Annotated in this window: 17 protein-coding genes; 15 read left to right on the top strand and 2 right to left on the bottom strand. The window is 47.5% G+C overall.

Features of this window, described 5'->3' with window-relative positions:
• Window positions 1–230: 230 nt before the first annotated feature.
• Window positions 231–1,910: an EAL domain-containing protein gene (locus AAH187_RS12360; protein WP_342348767.1), complete on the bottom strand. Its 1,680-nt coding sequence runs from the start codon at window positions 1,908–1,910 to the stop codon at window positions 231–233.
• A gap of 596 nt (window positions 1,911–2,506) precedes the next feature.
• Between AAH187_RS12360 and rpoD the strand changes: the two genes are divergently transcribed.
• The 15 genes from rpoD to thiE all read left to right on the top strand — a co-directional run bounded on the left by rpoD (window position 2,507) and on the right by thiE (window position 19,098).
• Window positions 2,507–4,330 (top strand): RNA polymerase sigma factor RpoD, encoded by a 1,824-nt coding sequence (gene rpoD, locus AAH187_RS12355; protein WP_342348766.1) that lies wholly within the window; start codon window positions 2,507–2,509, stop codon window positions 4,328–4,330.
• Window positions 4,331–4,512: 182 nt separating this feature from the next.
• A complete protein-coding gene (locus tag AAH187_RS12350; RefSeq protein WP_342348765.1) occupies window positions 4,513–5,187 on the top strand; it encodes a response regulator transcription factor in 675 nt (224 codons plus the stop codon).
• Entirely contained in the window at window positions 5,184–6,602 is a 1,419-nt protein-coding gene (locus AAH187_RS12345; protein ID WP_342348764.1) for a heavy metal sensor histidine kinase, read from the top strand. Before AAH187_RS12350 ends, AAH187_RS12345 begins: the two co-directional genes overlap by 4 nt.
• Before the next feature lie 188 nt (window positions 6,603–6,790).
• Window positions 6,791–8,041: a sigma-70 family RNA polymerase sigma factor gene (locus AAH187_RS12340; protein WP_342348763.1), complete on the top strand. Its 1,251-nt coding sequence runs from the start codon at window positions 6,791–6,793 to the stop codon at window positions 8,039–8,041.
• 169 nt (window positions 8,042–8,210) lie between these two features.
• On the top strand, window positions 8,211–8,345 hold the full coding sequence (locus AAH187_RS12335; RefSeq protein ID WP_342348762.1) for a hypothetical protein: 135 nt from the start codon (window positions 8,211–8,213) through the stop codon (window positions 8,343–8,345).
• Between the two features lie 12 nt (window positions 8,346–8,357).
• Window positions 8,358–8,789: an alternative ribosome rescue aminoacyl-tRNA hydrolase ArfB gene (gene arfB, locus AAH187_RS12330; protein ID WP_342348761.1), complete on the top strand. Its 432-nt coding sequence runs from the start codon at window positions 8,358–8,360 to the stop codon at window positions 8,787–8,789.
• Between the two features lie 32 nt (window positions 8,790–8,821).
• Window positions 8,822–10,903: a S9 family peptidase gene (locus AAH187_RS12325; protein WP_342348760.1), complete on the top strand. Its 2,082-nt coding sequence runs from the start codon at window positions 8,822–8,824 to the stop codon at window positions 10,901–10,903.
• A 254-nt stretch (window positions 10,904–11,157) separates the two neighbouring features.
• Window positions 11,158–11,874 carry an FAD-binding oxidoreductase gene (locus AAH187_RS12320; protein WP_342348759.1) on the top strand — a complete coding sequence of 239 codons (717 nt, stop codon included), beginning with the start codon at window positions 11,158–11,160 and terminating at the stop codon, window positions 11,872–11,874.
• A gap of 129 nt (window positions 11,875–12,003) precedes the next feature.
• Window positions 12,004–13,197: a radical SAM family heme chaperone HemW gene (hemW, locus tag AAH187_RS12315; RefSeq protein WP_342348758.1), complete on the top strand. Its 1,194-nt coding sequence runs from the start codon at window positions 12,004–12,006 to the stop codon at window positions 13,195–13,197.
• Window positions 13,198–13,779: 582 nt separating this feature from the next.
• A complete protein-coding gene (locus tag AAH187_RS12310) occupies window positions 13,780–15,294 on the top strand; it encodes a DUF2779 domain-containing protein (RefSeq protein WP_342348757.1) in 1,515 nt (504 codons plus the stop codon).
• A gap of 148 nt (window positions 15,295–15,442) precedes the next feature.
• Entirely contained in the window at window positions 15,443–15,895 is a 453-nt protein-coding gene (gene aroQ, locus AAH187_RS12305; RefSeq protein WP_342348756.1) for a type II 3-dehydroquinate dehydratase, read from the top strand.
• 39 nt (window positions 15,896–15,934) lie between these two features.
• Window positions 15,935–16,495, top strand: coding sequence for an elongation factor P (gene efp / locus AAH187_RS12300; RefSeq protein WP_342348755.1), 561 nt, complete (start codon window positions 15,935–15,937; stop codon window positions 16,493–16,495).
• 42 nt (window positions 16,496–16,537) lie between these two features.
• A complete protein-coding gene (gene accB, locus AAH187_RS12295; RefSeq protein WP_342348754.1) occupies window positions 16,538–17,005 on the top strand; it encodes an acetyl-CoA carboxylase biotin carboxyl carrier protein in 468 nt (155 codons plus the stop codon).
• A gap of 93 nt (window positions 17,006–17,098) precedes the next feature.
• Window positions 17,099–18,448 carry an acetyl-CoA carboxylase biotin carboxylase subunit gene (gene accC / locus AAH187_RS12290; protein WP_342348753.1) on the top strand — a complete coding sequence of 450 codons (1,350 nt, stop codon included), beginning with the start codon at window positions 17,099–17,101 and terminating at the stop codon, window positions 18,446–18,448.
• Window positions 18,445–19,098 carry a thiamine phosphate synthase gene (gene thiE, locus AAH187_RS12285; RefSeq protein WP_342348752.1) on the top strand — a complete coding sequence of 218 codons (654 nt, stop codon included), beginning with the start codon at window positions 18,445–18,447 and terminating at the stop codon, window positions 19,096–19,098. Before accC ends, thiE begins: the two co-directional genes overlap by 4 nt.
• Here the strand turns inward: thiE and bioD are convergent.
• Complete coding sequence (bioD, locus tag AAH187_RS12280; RefSeq protein WP_342348751.1) at window positions 19,079–19,825, bottom strand: dethiobiotin synthase; 747 nt, start codon at window positions 19,823–19,825, stop codon at window positions 19,079–19,081. The two genes, thiE and bioD, sit on opposite strands and share 20 nt — an antisense overlap.
• Window positions 19,826–19,843: the final 18 nt, after the last annotated feature.

Genomic DNA, 19,843 nt, shown 5'->3' with positions numbered 1-19,843 from the left:
CGAACGGCTATTTTTAAATTACCTGAATCGGGCGATATCTTTGCCAATAGCTTAATTAGCTTTTCAGATTTGTCATTTTATTTCATGGCATTCCTGATCAATAATTTTACCCCCAACGCACGATGGGGGTGTTCGGGGTGAAAAAAGAGGGTGAAATATCAGAGGAAGGATGGCAGAAGCTTCACTCAAAGATGGTTGAAGGAAAAGATGGTGTGACCCAATTGTCCCGATTACACATGCACCATGTGCTGGGCGCTTTCATTGGCGGGGAGTGGCGGTGCGATCCAATACCCTTGCATTGCATCGCATTCATGTTCTTCCAGGAAATCGGCCTGTTCTTGTCTTTCCACTCCTTCTGCGATGACTTGTAGGCCCAGGGCTTTGGCTAAAGAAATGACGGCTATGACGATAGCGGCATCGTTGGTACTGTGTGGGAGATTTTGAATAAGGCTTTGGTCGAGTTTGATGCCATCCACGGGAAATGATTTCAGGTATCGAAGGGAAGCATAACCCGCTCCAAAATCATCAATGTACAGGTGGACTCCCATCGCTTTGATTTCGCGGAGGGTCTGTATGGTTTCTTCCGTTTCATGAATTAGAAACGTCTCCGTCAGTTCCAGTTTGAGATTTTCCGGATCCAGATGTGAATGCTTGAGGATGTCTTGTATGAGTGCCGGGAGATGTCCCTGATGGATTTGCCTGGCTGAGAGGTTCACGGCGACATGAGGAGCAGGAAACCCTTGCTTTTCCCAGTATTTTGCCTGTTTGCTGGCTGAACGTAAGACCCATTCGCCTATGGGAATGATCATGCCATTTTCTTCGGCTTGGGGAATGAAATGATTGGGACCAATGAGGCCTTGGTAGGGGTGATGCCAGCGCAACAAGGCTTCCATGCCAATGACTTGCTTGGTGGAAATATTCATTTGTGGTTGGTAATGGAGGAGAAATTCTTCTTTTGCCAAAGCTCGACTGAGCTCCATCTCAAGCGTGGAGCCATCGAGGCCGGCTGTTTTCATGCCGGCGGTGTAAAACTGATAGGTATTGCCGCCTTGCGCTTTTGCTCGATACATCGCGGCATCGGCATGGGATAATAGTTCCTGGGAATTGGCACTATCCCAGGGATAAATGGTGATCCCGAGGCTTCCGGTCACATGCAGTTGGTGCTGCTTGATAATGACGGGCTGCGCCAGGAGGTGAAGAATGCGTTGCGCAACAGAGGCCACGTCCTCAATCGACACGATTTGTTCTAAAAGGACTGCAAATTCATCTCCTCCTAATCGGACACCCGTGTCAATTTCTCTAATACATTTTTTGATTCGTGCGGCCACAGTTTTGAGTAACGAATCCCCATATTCATGGCCGAGGGTGTCGTTAATACCTTTGAAATGGTCCAGGTCTAAAAACATTAGAGCGATTGCCGTGTCGTTCCGATGACAGCGAGCCACGGCACAATTTAATCGTTCATAAAATAGGCCTCTGTTTGCAAGCCCTGTCAAATGGTCGTAATGAGCCAATTGGGTAATGCGTTGCGTGGCCCTCTGGCGTTCCATGGCGTACCGAATGGCCCGACACAGAGTTGAGCTGCTGGTCTGGCCTTTGATTAAATAGTCCTGGGCTCCACTTTTCACGGCTTGAATTGCTTGGTCTTCCTCTTCAACGCCGCTCAAGATCAGAATCGGGACATCAGGGCAAAACTGCATGAATTGCAGAATGGATTCAAATGATTTCCCGTCTGGGAGATGGGAGTCTAGAATAATGGCTTGAAATTGGTTTTGTTGAATGAGGTCGAGAGCATCGCTGAGAGAAAGGCCATGCTCCAAGGTAAATTGGTTTTGGAGACCTTCTTTCAGCATGTTTCTAATAACCAAAGCTTCTTTTAGGTCATCTTCAACCAACAAAAGTGAAATCATGATTGCTGCTTTCTCCCTGTTTCAGCTCGTTCCTAGGTGCAGGGATTTTTTAGGTTCGAGCAGGCGGTCATAGGTTATCTTGTCGGATGTAGCAGTGTTTTCTTAATAGTTTCTGTAGATTTTGTCTCTTTGAGGGAAAGATCAGGAAGTATATTGAGCAATATTAATAGTTAAATTTTCAATGAAAACAATTGGTTAATCATTATTCGAGATTGGATGAGACTGATGAATTTTTAGTGAAATGATAAGTGTTTTGTTATAGGTGACTTTATTATTTACTTAGGAAATTTAACTTTACTTTACAGTCAAATATTCTATATAGTGTTATCAAATTGCGCCTTGTATTTTTACCTTCGCTTTTTTAAAACAATAGGTCTTTTTCCTGGTTTCGCCCAAAACTCGGTATGACGTACTTAATACAGACCTGAGGGCGATTTCTCTTCTTTATTATTGCCCACGTCTCTGGATGGAATGCCCTTTATTGGGAAGAACGATGAGGAAGGACCGATTGGGTTCTTGTGTTGAGAGGGCCCATTGGCTCAATACGAAAAGTGGTATGATTGGGTTGAGCTATTAATTTTTAAGGAGCTATGTTAATGGGGAAGACAGCGTCATTGCCGGAGGTGATTCAGCGATTAATTGAGATTGGTAAGCCCAAAGGGCATGTGACCATAAAAGACTTAACGAGTATTCTTCCTGCCGACCAGATCACCTCTGATCAATTACATACCATTTTAAGCGAGTTGCACGAAGTCAATCTCCAAGTGATTGATCCTTCAAAACGGACGGCCTTGCAGTTGGCGGCTCTAAAAAAGAACGCGGGGCAAGAGGAATCAGATGATTCAGAGGAGGAAACGGATTCTTCCCTGGATATTGATTTGACGCCAGGTGAACCTACCCGCATCGATGATCCGGTCCGGTTGTATCTAAAAGAAATGGGACGGGTCCCTTTGCTCACCCGTGAAGGCGAAATTGAGCTGGCAAAACACATCGAAGAAGGCAAGCGTGAGTTGGCATGTGCTGTCTACGGCATGCCGTTGAATATCAATTACCTGGAATCACTCCACGACCAATTGAAGCTTGAGGAAATTCGTGTTCGAGATATCGTGCTTCTTCAGGAAACCTTGGAGGAAGAGGAAGTTGAAGAGGAGGCCATTGCCAGTGAACAGGAGGATGAAGAGCTCCGATTACGAACGCTAGAGAGTCTGGCAACGGTTCGAAAGCTTGGGCGTGGATTGCTCTCACTTTACACCCAAAATCGAGATGGGCAAACGACTAAAAATTCGAAGATGCAACTTGAGAAGCGCCGGATTGGTCTGGCTGACCAATTTGTGGATCAAATTGAAGCACTTAATCTGCATCAGCGTGTAAAAGATCAAATGTTAAGGCGTGTCAAAGATGTTGGTCAGGAAATTCGGTCCGTTGAAATGATGACTGCCCGTCATAGGAAAAGGCTTGGTCTTGCTGGACAGGACGGCATTCAGGTGGTTGGGAAAAAACCACGCGCGACTACAAAAGGGAGTTCGCTGAGACGCAAGCAACAATTGACTCCGGAAGAAATTGAAAAATTACAACAAGAAGTGGAGGGGGGGAAAGCCGCCCTATTACGGATCCAAGACGAGGTTTTGGGTATGCCGATGGAAGAATTTACGGCTGCCCTGACTATTTTGGAAACCGCTGAGGAAAAGGTGAAACGAGGGAAAGCTCAACTGATCGAGGCCAATCTGCGATTAGTCGTCAGTATTGCACGAAAATATACGAATCGAGGATTGCAGTTTATCGATTTGATCCAGGAAGGGAATATTGGATTGATGCGGGCGGTTGATAAGTTTGAGTATCAACGTGGCTATAAATTTAGCACCTACGCAACCTGGTGGATTCGACAGGGTGTGACGCGTGCCATAGCCGATCAGGCTCGTACCATTCGTATTCCGGTACATATGATTGAGGCCAATACAAAATTAGCCCGGACGGCAAGGCAGTTGGTGCAACAATTAGGGCGTGAACCTACCCCAGAGGAAATTGCCGAGAGGATGGGCCTAACTCCTGAAAAGGTCCGCATGATGTTAGATATTTCTAAGGGGACCATTTCCCTTGAAACGCCAATAGGCGAAAAAGAGGATAGCCAGTTAGGTGACCTGATTGAAGATAAAAATGCAGTATCTCCTATGGATGCTGCAAACCGTTATGATCTGCAACGTCAGATTGCTAATGCCTTGGGCGTGTTGACTCCTCGCGAAGAGACTGTGATTCGTAAGCGGTTTGGGATCGGTGATAGTACCGATCATACATTGGAGGAAATTGGTCAGGACTTTGATGTGACTCGTGAGCGCATTCGTCAGATTGAGGCCAAAGCACTAAAGAAACTTCGTCACCCAAGTTGCAGCCACAAGCTTCGGAGTTTGGTGGACCATCTCTAATCTGAGTCTATTCTGAATTGGTAAGGCCCCGTCATATACATGACGGGGCCTTTTTTTTGTCATATCCCTAGAGCATTATGATATGGATATTTTTGGTTCTCTCTTTTCATGAATTCCTATTATTCATTTATTTGACGTTCCCCTTCTCCGTCACGGTATGTAGATGGTAAGATTTTTTTAAGATGCGCATTTTAGTGGTGGAAGATGAACCTAAGGTGGCTTCCTTTATCCGGCGAGCACTGGAGGAGGAAAGCTATGCGGTCGATGTATGCGCGGATGGACCAGGAGGGTTGGATTGGGCTCAAGCCGTAAATTATGACTTGATTGTTTTGGATTTAATGTTGCCAGGATTGCCAGGCCTAGAAGTGCTTAAACGTGCTCGTGCTGCAGGTGTCAAAGCTCCAGTGCTTATTTTAACGGCACGTTCAGAAGTGGATCAACGGGTCAAAGGGTTGGATGCGGGGGCTGACGATTATTTAACAAAACCATTTGCGATTGAGGAATTGCTTGCCAGGGCTCGAGCGCTCCTTCGTCGAGCTGGAGGGGCCCCAAGCGGAATTCTTCAGGTAGACGATGTGATATTAAATCCTGTTACTCGTGAGGTGACTCGTGCCGGCCAACGTCTTGAGTTCACGACTAAAGAGTATGCGCTCTTAGAGTATTTAATGAGGAATGCGGGTCGGGTGCTAACGCGATCCATGATTACCGAACATGTGTGGGATTTGGATTTTGATACATTTACTAATGTCATTGATGTGTATATTAGCTACTTGCGAAATAAAATCGATAAAGGGCGGGAGCGAAGCCTGATTCAAACGGTCAGGGGAAGCGGATATATGATGAGGTCTGACGGGTGAAAACGACCTCGATCCGAGTTCGTTTAACTTTGTGGTATGGATCGGCGTTGGCTCTAATTCTGGTTCTTTTTGCCGTCGCATTATATTTGGTGATGTCCCGCGCGCTTCGGGAACAGGTGGATGCCTCGTTGGATGAGGCGGCAGCTGTGGCGATTCGAACGTTGGGAGAACATCGGTTTGGCCCATTCTTGATCTTTGAAGATTTATCTCAGGACTTTCCTGAAATCGCGCTCTTGGATAAGTTTTTTCAAATTTTTGGACCTGCGGGGCAAGTGACGATTCAGTCGGCTAATATTCAAAGCCGAGAAATTCCATTGAGTCAGACATCGTTTCGTGCCTCTCTCGATGGAAAATCAACCTTTGAATCCGTTCAATTTGAAAAAGGGGTTCCACTGCGATTACTGTCGGTTCCTATTCGTCAAGATGATCAATTGGTGAATATTTTACGCGTTGGGACCTCCCTGTACCCCACAGAACGAATGCTGCATCGGCTCTTAGCCGGTCTCTACATTGCGTCTCCTTTGGCCTTGCTTGTATCGTTGGTCGGAGGGTGGTTTTTGGCAGGACGGGCCTTGCGTCCGGTTCATGCCATTACGCAAGCGGCCCAACGTATCGCGGCCGGGGATTGGTCCCAGCGGATTCAAACTCCTCATTCCAACGATGAAATTGGGCAATTAGCCTCGACTTTTAATGACATGATTGGACGATTAGAAGTGTCGTTCCGGCAAATCCGGCAGTTTAGTGCGGATGCGTCCCATGAACTTCGAACACCTTTAACCATTACAAAAGGGGAAACTGAGTTGGCGTTACGGCGACCACGGCAAGCAGAAGATTATCAGGTGGTGCTGGAGAGCAATTTGGAGGAAATTGACCGCATGAGCCGGATTGTGGATGAGCTGTTGTTTTTATCACGAGCGGATCTTGGGGAAATTAAGCTCAAGATGTATCCCGTTCAACTGGATGATTTAGTGCGAGAAATTCAGCAACAGGCGTTGGTGTTGGGCCAAGAACGCAATATTCACACGGTGCTCGAAGCCATTGAGCCCGTCGTTGTCCAGGGAGACGATCTGCGTTTGAGGGAATTACTCTTAAATCTGGTCGATAATGCCGTGAAATATTCTCATGAAGGACAAACGGTGGAACTCTCGTTGCTTGTTGCCGGAAACAAGGGAAAGCTAGTGGTTCGAGACCACGGTATTGGTCTTGCCCTAGAGGATCATGGCAGAATTTTTGATCGCTTTTACCGGACTGATGAGGCGCGTTCTCATTCGGCAAAAGGGACGGGATTGGGTTTGGCTATTTGTAAGTGGATTGTGGAAGTTCATCATGGAACCATTGAGGTTCAAAGTGTTGTTCATGGTGGTTCTTGCTTTACGGTTTTCCTGCCTTTGGCTCCCTCCGTAGCGACAGTGTAAGCCACAGACTTCTCGCACTATTAAAAAGTTTTAATTTTTCCCTAATTTCCCTTTCATCTCAGGGTGGTACACCTATACCTGTACTGACCAAACAAAAAGGGAGGCTCTACAGGTTAGGTCTACAGAGGTAGGTTCGTATTGGCCAAGCCTTGTTGCCTTTAACTCTGAAATGTCCAGAGGGGGAATTCATGATCACACTTCAAAGGAGTCCACAATTCAGCGAAACGCAGAAAAATCACGCACCGTCCTTAGATAAGGCCCGACCTAAAAAACGGGCTCCTCTAAGTTATCGAAATTCCTCAAGGCAGGCAGGTTTGGATATGGATCAGGAGGAGAGCTCCAAATCCATTGCTGAGCCTGGGTCCGTAAATTTAGAATCCATGTATTTCCGGGGGTTTCGCTCACGCCCGCTTTTGAATGCCAGGGAGGAGTTAACATTGGCCACCAGACTATATCAGGGTACGGCCGATCTTCGATCTTTGTTACAGAAAGCTTTTGAGCTCACCAATGGGCTGAGTCAAGGTCTAGAGGTTAAATTGTTTCAAGATGAATTGACAAAATTTTCAGAATTAAATGGGTATTCAGCTCCGGTTGTGGAATCCATCGTGGAGTGTTTAAGCAATATCGAGGCTTTCTCAGCGATGAATGGCAAGGCAGGCCAAAAGCTCAGTCTGCAGTTTTCGAAAATTCGTCTTTCGATTGGTGAAGTTCGAGTGGATATTGAAGAACCAAAAGATGCCTTAGTGCAACGGAATCTCCGTCTGGTAGTGGATGTCGCTAAGCGATACTTAGGGCGAGGGATGAATTTTCTGGACCTTGTACAAGAAGGGAATATTGGACTGATGAAAGCGGCCGAACGCTTTGATTACACCCGTGGGTTTAAATTCAGTACGTATGCAACCTGGTGGATTCGCCAGGGCATTTCGCGAGCGGTTGCTGATCAAAGCCGAACGATTCGTGTACCGGTGCATACGAATGAGGCATCTACCAAAATTGCCAAAACTGCGCAGCGCCTCGCGCAGCAATTTGATCGAGAACCCACGTTTGAAGAAATTGGACAACGGCTGGAGATGACCGGCGATAGGGTGAAAGAAACGATTGAAGCCTTTCAGGAGCCGATTTCCTTAGATGCTCCCTCTGTGGACGGAGAGACTGAATTAGGAGAATTAATTCCTGACTTGGCGTGCCAGTCTCCGGACGAAGAAGTGTCCCGTAAATCAAATGCACAGTGGCTAAATCAAATTTTTCAGGTTTTGACTGTTCGGGAGCAACAAGTCATTCGTTTGCGTTTTGGGATTGGAGTGGATGAAGCTTGGACTTTAGAGCAGGTGGGACGGTCCATGGCCGTGACTCGTGAACGGATTCGTCAAATCGAGGTTGTGGCATTGAAAAAGCTCAAAGAGTCGCATGTCAAAGCCATGCTGGCTGAAATTCAGTGACCTGCTTTGGTTGCGAAGTTCAAATTGTACAGGATACAGTGGCATGCTAGAAGATTGACGTAGAGGTCCAAAAAGTAGAGGATTTAGAAAAGCAGGAACCTTAAGGTTCCTGCTTTTCTTTTTGCGAGGGTGGTTATCCTGCTAATTAATCTTCCGGGATATTTGAAGTATGGCATCATCCCATGGGGAAAAACTCAGTGCAGGGGAGATGGAAGCCGTCTGGTTTAGCGTGAGGCATCAGGTCGGTGATGTGGAAATTATTTCTAACGTAGGCACAATGGAAGAAGAACAGACTCGTTTTTGACCGGATAACAGTATGCCAATTGTGATCACTCCCCATCTTTCCATTCCTGATTCTGACGTGCGATTTTCAGCAGCTCGAAGCGCAGGTCCTGGTGGGCAACATGTTAATAAGGTGAATAGTCGGGTCATTTTAGAGTTTGATGTCAACCATACGTCCGTCCTTAGTGGCTACCAAAAACGAAGAATTACCGAAGCGGTTGGGCAACGCATGAATCAAGAAGGGGTTCTGAGGCTGCAGGCTCAACGACATCGAACCCAATCAGCTAATCGCGCTGATTTATTGGAAAAGTTTGTGAAAATCCTGCAGGATGCCTTGCGCCCTGTAAAGATCCGGGTTCCGACCCGAGTGCCGAATCGAGTGCGTGAGAAGCGTTTGGAAGAGAAGAAACTTCGCACTCGCGTGAAGCGGGTTCGACAAAACCCCAAAAGTTTGGATGAAACGTAACGATCTGCAATTTTTGACGATAAGGGAATTTCATGACGACCCGTTCCTCCCATTCTAGTCCTTTGATGCCAACTCCACCTCGTGCTAAACGGGTCCCGCACCGGTTAGAACATCACGGTCACGTTCGAACCGATGAGTATTATTGGCTCAGAGATCGTGAGAATCCTGAAGTCTTGGCTTATTTGCAGGCTGAGAATGAGTATGCCGCCACGTTGAGGAGCCATACCAGAGAATTGGAGCAGACCCTGTTTGAAGAGATCAGTGGCCGCATTCAGCCAACGGATTTATCTGTTCCGTTTCGGCTGGGAGATTTTTGGTATTACACTCGCTATGAAGAGGGAAAGGAATATGCCCTATACTGCCGGAAAGAGAAATCCTTAGCGAATCCGGAACTCATCATGGTCGATGGCAATGAATTGGCTCGGGGGCATGATTATTTTTCATTGGGGAATTGGACGGTAAGTTCTGGACAAGATATTCTCGCTTATGCCATCGATACGCAAGGTCGGCGAATATATACCATTGGCTTTAAAAATCTGACAACGGGCGAGACGATTGATGAATGTATTCCTTCGGTGACTGGAAATATGGAGTGGGGCAATGACAATCGTACACTCTTTTATTCAAGACAGGACCCTGCAACCTTGCGATCAAATCAGATTTTTCGTCATCGGTTAGGGACGAATCCCAAGCTGGATACGTTGGTTTATGAGGAAACGGATGAAACCTTTTCCGTTTCTATCGAAAAAACAAAATCCAAACAGTATTTGTTGATTGGATCACATCAATCCATAACGAATGAGTACCGGTATCTGAATGCGGATAACCCGGAAAGCGATTTTCAGATATTGCAGGCAAGGAAACGGGGGCATGAATACGATGTGGATCATCTGGGGCATCATTTCTGGATTCGAACGAATGATGATGCCAAAAACTTTCGTTTGATGCGGACTGAAACAAAAACCACGAGCGCCATACACTGGGAGGAAGTGATTCCTCACCGGCTGGAGGTGTTTTTCGAAGGATTTGAGCTATTCGAGAATTTCCTAGTGCTAGAAGAACGGAGGCAGGGTCTCATCCATCTTCGAATGCTTCGGACCAAGGATGGCTCTGAACATGAACTGAATTTTGGAGAGCCGGCCTACCTTGCAGCTTTGGGGGATAATTTAGAAGCCGATACTCCTTATCTACGATTTGGGTATACATCCATGACCACCCCCATGACCATCTATGATTATCACATGGAAACACGAGAAAAAATTCTTCTCAAACAAGAGCCGGTCCTCGGAAATTTTCACATTAGCCACTACCAGACGGAACGTCTTTTTGCTCCAGCATCAGATGGTACCTCTATTCCTATATCCCTGGTCTACCGAAAAGGTTTTGCCCCGAATGGCACGCATCCCCTGTTGTTGTATGGCTATGGTTCCTATGGTGCGAGCATGGATGCAAGTTTTAGCTCCCCCCGTCTCAGTTTGCTGGATCGCGGGTTTGTCTATGCGTTAGCCCACATTCGAGGTGGGGAGGAACTGGGCCGACAATGGTATGAAAACGGCAAGTTATTATACAAGAAAAACACCTTTACGGATTTTATCGCTTGTGCCGAATTTCTTATTCAGCAAGGGTACGCTGCACCTCAGAAATTATTCGCTCTTGGTGGAAGCGCTGGTGGTTTGTTGATGGGGGCGATTATGAATATGCGGCCTGATTTGTTTCACGGTGTGGTGGCTCAGGTACCTTTTGTGGATGTGGTGACCACGATGTTAGATCCCAATATCCCATTGACGACAGGTGAATATGATGAATGGGGTGATCCGAACCAACAACAGTTTTACGAGTATATGCTTTCCTATTCGCCTTACGATAACCTTCAACCCCAGTCGTATCCTCACCTTTTAGTGACTTCAGGATTGCACGATTCACAAGTGCAATTTTGGGAGCCGACCAAATGGGTTGCGAAACTGCGTGCGCTGAAGACCGACAATCAACGCCTTTTGCTCAGAACCAATATGGATGCAGGCCATAGTGGAGCCTCAGGCCGTTTTAAACGTTATGAGGAAACCGCGATGATCTATGCCTTTTTATTGGATCTCGCCGGTTCCCTTGACCTGTGAGATCCTCACCTTTTTTTCAGGAATCTCATTAACTCGTACATTCTTCTTCATCCCCAGTCCACATTTCCCCAAGTGAGTCAAGAGGAGCGTGAGGAGCATCTCAGTATTGGTTGCCCTGTCCGGATGGTTGCTGTCCTCTTTCAATTCAGAGCCTAGCTCGATCCACGAAGGGTCTCTTCAGCCCTTGGTGGAAATGGAAAAACCTCGATCCTAAGCTCTTGCCAGATCAAACAAGATTCTCTACATTCTTAGGCATGATCCCAAGACGATTCCGGGCCAAGGTTCTCTGTGTTCGGCATTTGACTCAAGATGTTCGAGAATTAATCTTGGAGTTAGTGGATATTCCGAGCTTAGAGTTTCTTCCAGGCCAATCAATTGCCGTGAACATCCCTGATGGAGCTTCGGGCCTCTCGTTCCTGAGATACTATTCGCTTACCTCACTTCCCAGTTCTTCTCATCAACTCGTGTTACTCTTTAACGCCGGAGAGCATGGGAACAGTGCGGCGTGTGTGTTGGAATATTCAGTTGGTCACGAACTGGAATGCTCCGGGCCCTTCGGGTCTTTTCACCTTCATGAGGACCCGGAACGAGATCTGTTATTTATTGGGACGGGAACCGGCATTGCGCCTTTATGGTCTATGCTATCCAGTCTCTTTGAGCAATCGTGTTCCCAGCCCATGACTTTGCTGTGGGGACTTCGGAGTGAGTCGGATATCTACTATTTGGACGAGTTGCAAAAGTGGGCCGATTGCTATAAAAATTTTTCCTTTAATCTGACCCTGTCTAAACCTGCTCATCATTGGAGGGGAAAGACGGGACGGGTGACGCATCTGCTTCAGGAGTTTCCGGATGTGGATCATCTGGCGGTGTATGTGTGTGGCAATCGAAAAATGGTTACGGATGTCACCAGTCTCCTTCAGCGAAAGGGGATATGTCCTGTCTATCGTGAACGGCATCATGAAGAGAAATAATAGGTTGGTCTTTGATTGGCGGATTTGTCCCTTCATGGGTAAGTTTAGTTCCCTGCTTTGCACGTCCATTCAGGTTCATCTTCCTCTAGCCGATGGCTTTCGGGAGGAATATTGTGAAAGGTCGTTGTTATGCAAGATGAGATGAATGTCACGAAACAGATGAGTGAGCGATCAGGGGAACACGATGATCTCCCTGCTGATCTTGGGATTTATCTACATGTTCCTTTTTGTATAAAACGATGTCATTTTTGTGCTTTTTATCTCGTCCTGCATGAAGAGCAACGGGTGGAACAGTTTCTTCAGGCCATTGAACAAGAAATCGTGCTGTATGCTAGCCAACCGGAAATGAGGGAACGAACTGTCGTAACCGTCTATGTTGGGGGTGGGACTCCCACGGTTTTACGTCCTGAACAGTTGGCCCGTATTTTTTCCAATATTACCTCCAGGTTTTCCCTCTCGGAACAGTGTGAAATCACGGTCGAAGCGACACCGGAATCTCTTACGGACAAGTATGTTGATTTTCTTCAGCAAGCAGGCGTGACTCGTTTAAGTATAGGGATCCAATCTTTTGATCAACAGGAACGGACGATGTTGGGACTTTCAGCGACCAGTGCGAAAGCTAAAGCCAACGCTCAAAACGCGAAACAGGCTGGTTTCTCCAATGTTAATCTTGACCTCATCTACGGGATTCCTAACCAAACTATCCAGTCATGGGAAAGGACTCTGGCTTATGCGCTGGAGCTGGATCCTTCTCATCTGTCCTGTTATGCGCTTTCCCTTGAAAAAGGGACTCGATTCTATAATGAATTTCGACGTGGGTTATTTGAGGTGATGGACCCAGATCATGAGGCGTGTTTTCAGGAGCAGGCTGAAGTTCAATTGGAGACCCTGAATTGGTCTCGCTATGAACTTTCCAATTGGGCGAAGCCCGGATTTGCCTGTCTGCATAATCTTCGATATTGGCGAGGGTTGGAGTATTTGGGATTAGGTCCAAGTGCCCAATCATTTGTTTCGGACAACCGGTTTGGAAACGTGTCCAGTCTCGAGCATTATTCGAAATACTTGATGACCGGGCAATTGCCGATTGCCAACAGAGAACTGTTGTCGCCGGCTCAGCAAGATAAAGAACGTATTGTGTTCGGGTTGCGTCTACTTGCGGGGGTGCCAATTGATTGGGTTTATCGGGCATCTCAGGACGAATCCTGGGCGGCATCTTATGGGACATTGGTGGAAGAGGATTATCTTCTTCCGACTGAAAGATGTGTGCAGTTAACGCGGAAAGGTCGCCAATTCGCCGATACGGTTGGTATGCGATTATTATGAGAAAAATTTTTGCGACTTGAATGGAAATCTTGAAGTGATGTCGATGCTCTTTAGAGAAAGTGCCTGCTATTGAGGCGTTTTGCTGAGAGAGGTGTATAAGGAGGATTTGGTTGGGTTATAAACAGGGTTATTCAGAAATCTTCCCCAGCTTTTGTGGATAAAACACCTTCTGATCTTTTTGGAATAGGAATGTGGTGAAGATTTTTTTGTATGTGGAATTATATGGAATCTGTGTTGAGTCGAATGGTAAAAATCATTAACAAACAACTAGTTATGCGATGCTAGGATGCTTTGCAAGCCATTGGCAACCTTAGAGGAATCGTTACTGAAAACTGAATTGATGGTGTTTTTTCACGGGGCATGGGGGTATATGTCAGCCACTCGAATTTTTCCTGTGAAATGTACCGGGGAGGATGGAATAGCAGACATGTTGCATGGGAGGAAAAAATTGAGCAGTATGCTTTTATCCAAAAGAGGCCAAAATCATGGATGGGTGCTGATGCTTAACCATGACTTTTTAAAATTGGGGTATTCCTCTTTATTCCCGTGGGACCTCATAATCCCATGAATCCAATTTCTCCTATGCCTCCTGTTACAGGATTAGAAAAGCAAACCCCATCTGTATCAACGCATCGTTTATCCAAAAGCCGCTTCCTGGCGGGTTTGCAATGTGCCAAGCGGTTGTATTTGGAAATCCATTCGCCGGAATTAGCCACCCCGCCTACGCCGGATCGCCGGGCCATCATGGATATGGGCACAGATGTTGGCGTCGTTGCGCGTCAATATTTTCCTCACGGCGTTCTGATTGAACAAACACACCGGCAAATTCCTGCAGCTCTTCTTCGGACCAGTGAGGTCGTGAAGGATGGAGGCATCCCGTCTCTGTTTGAAGGGGCGTTTGTGTGGCAAGGCATTTTGGTTCGTGTGGACATCTTGGAGCGGATTGATGCCAGGCGTTGGCGGTTGATTGAAGTGAAGGCGACATCGAAAGTGAAAGCCACGCATCTGGACGATCTGGCCATTCAAGCTGCAGTCCTGGAGGGAGCCGGCATCGAAGTCAGCGGGTGTTTTTTGATGCATCTGAATACGCAGTATTCTTTTCTTGGCGGAGATCTGAATTTAGGAGAAATGTTTGTCTTAGAAAATAAGACCGAGGAAGTGGAGGCGCGTCGGGCATTGATTCAGGCACAGCTTGAAGATATGTGGAAGACGTTGGAGCAGGCGACGCCACCCTCCATTGTCCCTGATAGTCATTGCCATCAGCCGTATGAATGCCCTTTCTGGAACCATTGCACGAAAGAGAAGCCTCAGCGTTGGGTGTTTCATCTCCCTGGCAGCTCGAAATTGCAAACGCTCTTCCTGGAGGAGGGGATTGAAACCATTGATGAGATTCCAGGCCATATCCAATTGTCCGCAACTCAGCAACGTGTGAAGGATAATGTGGAATGGATCTCACCTCTCCTTCGGCCTCGTCTGCAATCAGTCAGGTTCCCGGTTCATCATTTAGATTTTGAAACGTTTATGCCGGCGATCCCGGCGTTTGCTCATACTCGTCCCTATCGGCCGATTCCCTTCCAGTGGTCAAACCATATTGAATACCCTGATGGCACAGTGGTCCATCATCATTATTTGTGCACTGACGGCCGGGACCCTCGAGAAGAAGTGGCTTTGAGCCTGTTGGAGAGCGTGGGAGAAGCCGGGACCATTTGTGTCTATTCGGAATATGAACGTTTTCTGCTTTTTGCGCTGGGAGATGTGCTGCCTCAGTTGAAGCCCATCCTATCGAAGGTGGTTCGCCGGTTGTGGGATCTCCTTTCGGTCATTCAGCAACATTATTATCATCCGGACTTTCACGGATCCTACTCCATTAAAACCGTCTTGCCAGCTTTGGTGCCTGCCTTGGCCTACGATGATTTAACCATCCAGAATGGGGCCGTGGCTGCCGTCATGTACCAGAAAATGGTTTTTCATGAAACAGACCTAATGGAGCGTGCTCACATCGCTCAGGCATTACATGAATATTGTGGCCGGGACACATGGGCAATGGTGGAGCTGAGACGGGTTCTCCTGGATCGTGCCGGAGGTTGCTTACCCTGAGAAGTACGTCAAATTCCGTTGACCCATTCGTCTGTCGCTGCTAGAATTTCACCGATTCTGTCTTTCCCAGACTCCACCAGTCCAATGATGCCCGTGTCCTAGATATTCTGCCTCCTCGCCAACATAATTTATTGAAGGAAAATACCTAGTGAATATCCTGATTTTACATGGGCCTAATCTGAATTTACTTGGAACTCGTGAGCCGACCATCTACGGAACCATCACCTTGGACGAGGTGGATATTTCACTGAAAAATTTAGGGAAAGAGTTAGGTGTCTCAGTCGAAAGCCGGCAATCCAATGTGGAAGGGGAATTAATTACCTGGATCCAGGAGGCCAAGGCACGATTTGAAGGGCTGGTGTTTAACCCTGCTGCCTATACCCACACCAGTATAGCCCTCCGAGATGCGATTGTGGGCGTGGGAATTCCTATGGTCGAAGTCCATTTATCAAATATCCATCGCCGGGAAAGTTTTCGCCGGCGGTCTTACCTTGCCCCGGTTTCACTTGGGCAAATTTCTGGGTTTGGACCACAAAGTTACCTGCTTGGACTGAGAGCGCTGGTTGATGTGCTTCAGCGGACCATCCCAGTACACTGCTAACATTTCTGTTCACGTTTATTGAATGAGGAGTTTGATGCTGTGATAACGACTGCAGATTTTCGAAATGGGTCGCGCTTAGAGCTGGATGGGCAACCCTATTATATTGTGGAATTTCAACATGTAAAACCCGGAAAAGGCGGAGCCTTTGTTCGAACAAAACTGAAGGGCTATAAAACGGGGAATGTCATTGATCGCACATTTCGTTCTGGAGAAAAATTTGACGAACCCAATCTTGAGGAATGCGACATGCAGTTTCTCTATAATGCTGGCGAAGAATATGCCTTTATGGATATTAGTAGTTTTGAGCAGTTTACTTATCTTAAAAACCAATTGGGCGAAAACGTTGATTTGCTCAAGGAAAACACCGTCGTCAAAATTTTGTTGTATCATGATGAGCCGATTGCGGTAGAGTTGCCCGTCTTTATGGAGTTGAAAGTCGTGGAAACTGATCCCGGGATCCGAGGAGATACGGCATCCGGTGGGACCAAGTTGGCGGTTGTCGAGACCGGGGCCTCTGTGAAAGTGCCTCTCTACCTGGTAACCGGAGAAGTTATTAAAATTGATACGAGGACGCGCAGCTATGTAGAACGGGTTCGGTAATTCGGGATCCCTGTCCTCCAGAAATACACGAAATAGGAGATTATGGCTGATTCATCCAGAAGAGAAATCGAAGACCTTGTCGAAGTGTTAAACCGGCACCACCTGACCGAGTTGGAATTCGAAAAAAAAGGTGTGCGAATACGCATTAGACGGGATCATGTGCCGGCTGTTTCTTCCCACCAGGTGGACGGATCAAAGACAGTGGACACTGGTTCTCCCTTGGAAAGGCCGGTTCCCATCCTCTCTGCCGAGCCCGCACATTTCTTGACTGTGACCTCGCCCATTGTGGGGACTTTTTATCGTTCTCCTTCTCCTGATACTGATCCCTATGTCGAAGAAGGTGATCTCATCAAAAAAGGGCAGGTGCTTTGCATTGTCGAAGCCATGAAACTGATGAATGAAATTGAGGCAGAAACCGATGGCAAAGTCGTAAAAATTCTCGTGGAAAGTACGACTCCGGTTGAGTTCGGCCAGCCGCTCTATTTAATTGATCCCTTGTCGGGATCTTGAAAACTGGGTTGTCCTGAGAGTGATTTGGAGAGTTACCGTTGCTCTTGATGATTAGGATGGCTTCCTGCAGTTGTTTTATTTTAAGGATACGACGTGTTTAAAAAAATTCTTATTGCCAATCGTGGAGAAATTGCTCTGCGGGTGAATCGAGCGTGCCGGGAGTTGGGTATTCGCACCGTCGCGATTCATTCAGATGTTGATGCTCAATCACTCCATGTCCGTTACGCAGACGAACATGTGTGCGTCGGGCCTGCCGAAGGGGGGTTGAGTTATAGAAATATCCCGAATGTCTTGAGTGCTGCGGAAATCACCGGAGTGGATGCGATTCACCCAGGGTACGGGTTTTTAGCCGAAAATGCCCATTTTGCCGAGGTATGCGAGTCGATTGGGATTACCTTTATTGGACCAACTTCTGAGCATATTGCCCTACTCAGCGATAAATCAAAAGCCAGGGCCCACATGAAAAAGCGGGGAATCCCCGTGTTGCCCGGGAGCGATGGTGAAATTGACGATCCAAAAACCTGTGTTGCTATTGCCAAAAAGCTTGGGTTTCCGGTTATTGTGAAAGCATCGGCCGGTGGCGGGGGGCGAGGGATGCGGGTGGTCTGGCATGAAGAAGAGTTGACCCAGGCGATCGAATCCGCTCAATTAGAAGCGCAAACAGCCTTTGGGCATGGTGGTGTGTATCTCGAGCGTTTTTTTGAAGATCCACGGCACATTGAGTTTCAGATTATGGCGGATAACCATGGGCATGTTGTGCATTTTCATGAACGAGATTGCTCCATACAGCGTCGTTATCAAAAGGTGTTGGAGGAATCCCCCTCTCCGGCGTTGGACGATTCGTTACGACGCAAAATGGGTCAGGTTGCAGTTGAGGCCATCAAGTCCGTGAAGTATCGAAATGCCGGAACCGTTGAGTTCCTCATGGATCAAAGTGGAAAGTTTTATTTCATGGAAGTCAACACGCGTATTCAAGTTGAGCATCCGGTCACCGAAATGGTGACGGGAGTCGACCTGATTAAGGAGCAAATTCGTATTGCCGCCGGGGAGGAACTGTCCTATCGACAAAAAGATATTCAATTGACCGGGCATGCCATCGAATGCCGAATCAATGCCGAATGTCCGGATCGATTTACTCCTAGCCCCGGTACCATCACAAAATTCTGTCCACCCGGCGGACCAGGGATACGCGTTGATACGGCCATGGATACAACCGGTATTGTCCATCCGTATTATGACTCGATGATTGCGAAGCTTATTGCCTTTGGGCGAGATCGAGATGAAGCCATGGCTCGTACCAGACGGGCGTTGGATGAATTTGTGATTGACGGAATTAAAACCAGTATTCCTCTCCATCGACGGATTCTTGATCATCCTGATTTCCAGAAGGGCCCCGTGTCCACTCGATTTTTGGACCGGCTTGTTGCTTTACAGTCCCCATGAACGCAGTTCCTGCTTCCCGGATTTTCCCTCCCGCTATTTTTTCTCGATTCTATCTCATTGTTGATGAAAGCTGGGCTTCGCGATGTATATTGGCGGAGGTCGTGCAACAGGCTGGCGAAGCGGGGGTTAAGCTTGTGCAATATCGCAATAAAACCGGATCGATGAAACAGGCGTATGAGGCCGGCCGGGCCCTGCGAAGTGTGGCGGCAGAAAGGGACATGACGTTTATTGTAAATGATCGATGTGATTTGGCGTTGGCTCTCGAAGCTGATGGTGTGCATCTTGGTCAGGCCGACCTTCCCCTACGTCTTGCACGGAAAGTCGTCGGACAGAAAATGTTGATTGGCGTTTCGACACATAATCCTGAACAGGTGCGATTAGCCACGGAAGAAGGTGCGGATTATTTAGGATTTGGCCCCATCTTTACGACAAAAACCAAAGCGAATCATGAGCCCGTTGTTGGTATTGAAGGACTGGCTGGTGTTCGAAACCTGACCCCCCTTCCCATCATTGCCATTGGTGGTATTGTTTCCGAATCGGTTCCGGCACTCCAATCGGCAGGTGCCAATGGCGTAGCGGTCGCTTCGGCCATACTCAATGCCATTGATCGCCCCAAAGTCTTGGCGCGGTTTATGGCTCATTTTCAATAAGATGGTTGGCCAATCGTTGAATTTCATGATGGTTGGCTAAGTTTTCGATTCCCCTTCGCCAGTCCGTCTGCACGGTTTCTTGATATTCCAAGGGGCCAAATACCCGCACTCTCGACCATTCCTGAATCAGACCAATCGTGGAGGTACGCTGCTGAATGAAACACTTGTTTTGGGTAGAGGGCAGGGGATCATTCAGGACGATTCCGCACGGCTTTATTCCGGCACTGTGCAGTGCTTCCAAAGTCAGGAGCAAATGGTTCACGCTTCCAAGGCTTGTCCTGCTGACCACGATAGCAGGAAGATCCAGTGACACGATCAGGTCTCGTATGGTGTGTGTTGATGAGAGTGGAGTAAATACCCCTCCTGCACCTTCCACGAAACATACGGAGTGCTGTTGCCTGACGACATGAAAGGCGGTGGCAATCCCCGCCACATCAATGGTTGTTCCAGTTGCGCGCGCGCAAGCTAACGGGGCAATGGGCTGAGGAAAGGCATAAAGGCAGACTGACGCGAAGGGAGGAGGAGGGGAGAGCAGACTCTGAAGACGACCTGTGTCGGAAGTCTCTGGCTGTTGAAGATCGAGGCCGGTTTCTACCGGCTTCATGACCCCCACTCGATGCCCTTTTTTTTGCAACGCCAGAACCAGAGCGGCCGTGACGGTTGTTTTTCCGACTCCGGTGTCAGTTGCGGTCATGAATATGGCGAGATGGTCAGATTGAGCATTCATGGTCAGGGGGATGCTCGA

The sequence above is a fragment of the uncultured Nitrospira sp. genome (assembly GCA_902500695.1).
In the GTDB taxonomy this organism is placed as follows: Bacteria; Nitrospirota; Nitrospiria; order Nitrospirales; family UBA8639; genus Nitrospira_E.
This window is presented reverse-complemented; position numbering and strand designations above follow the sequence as displayed.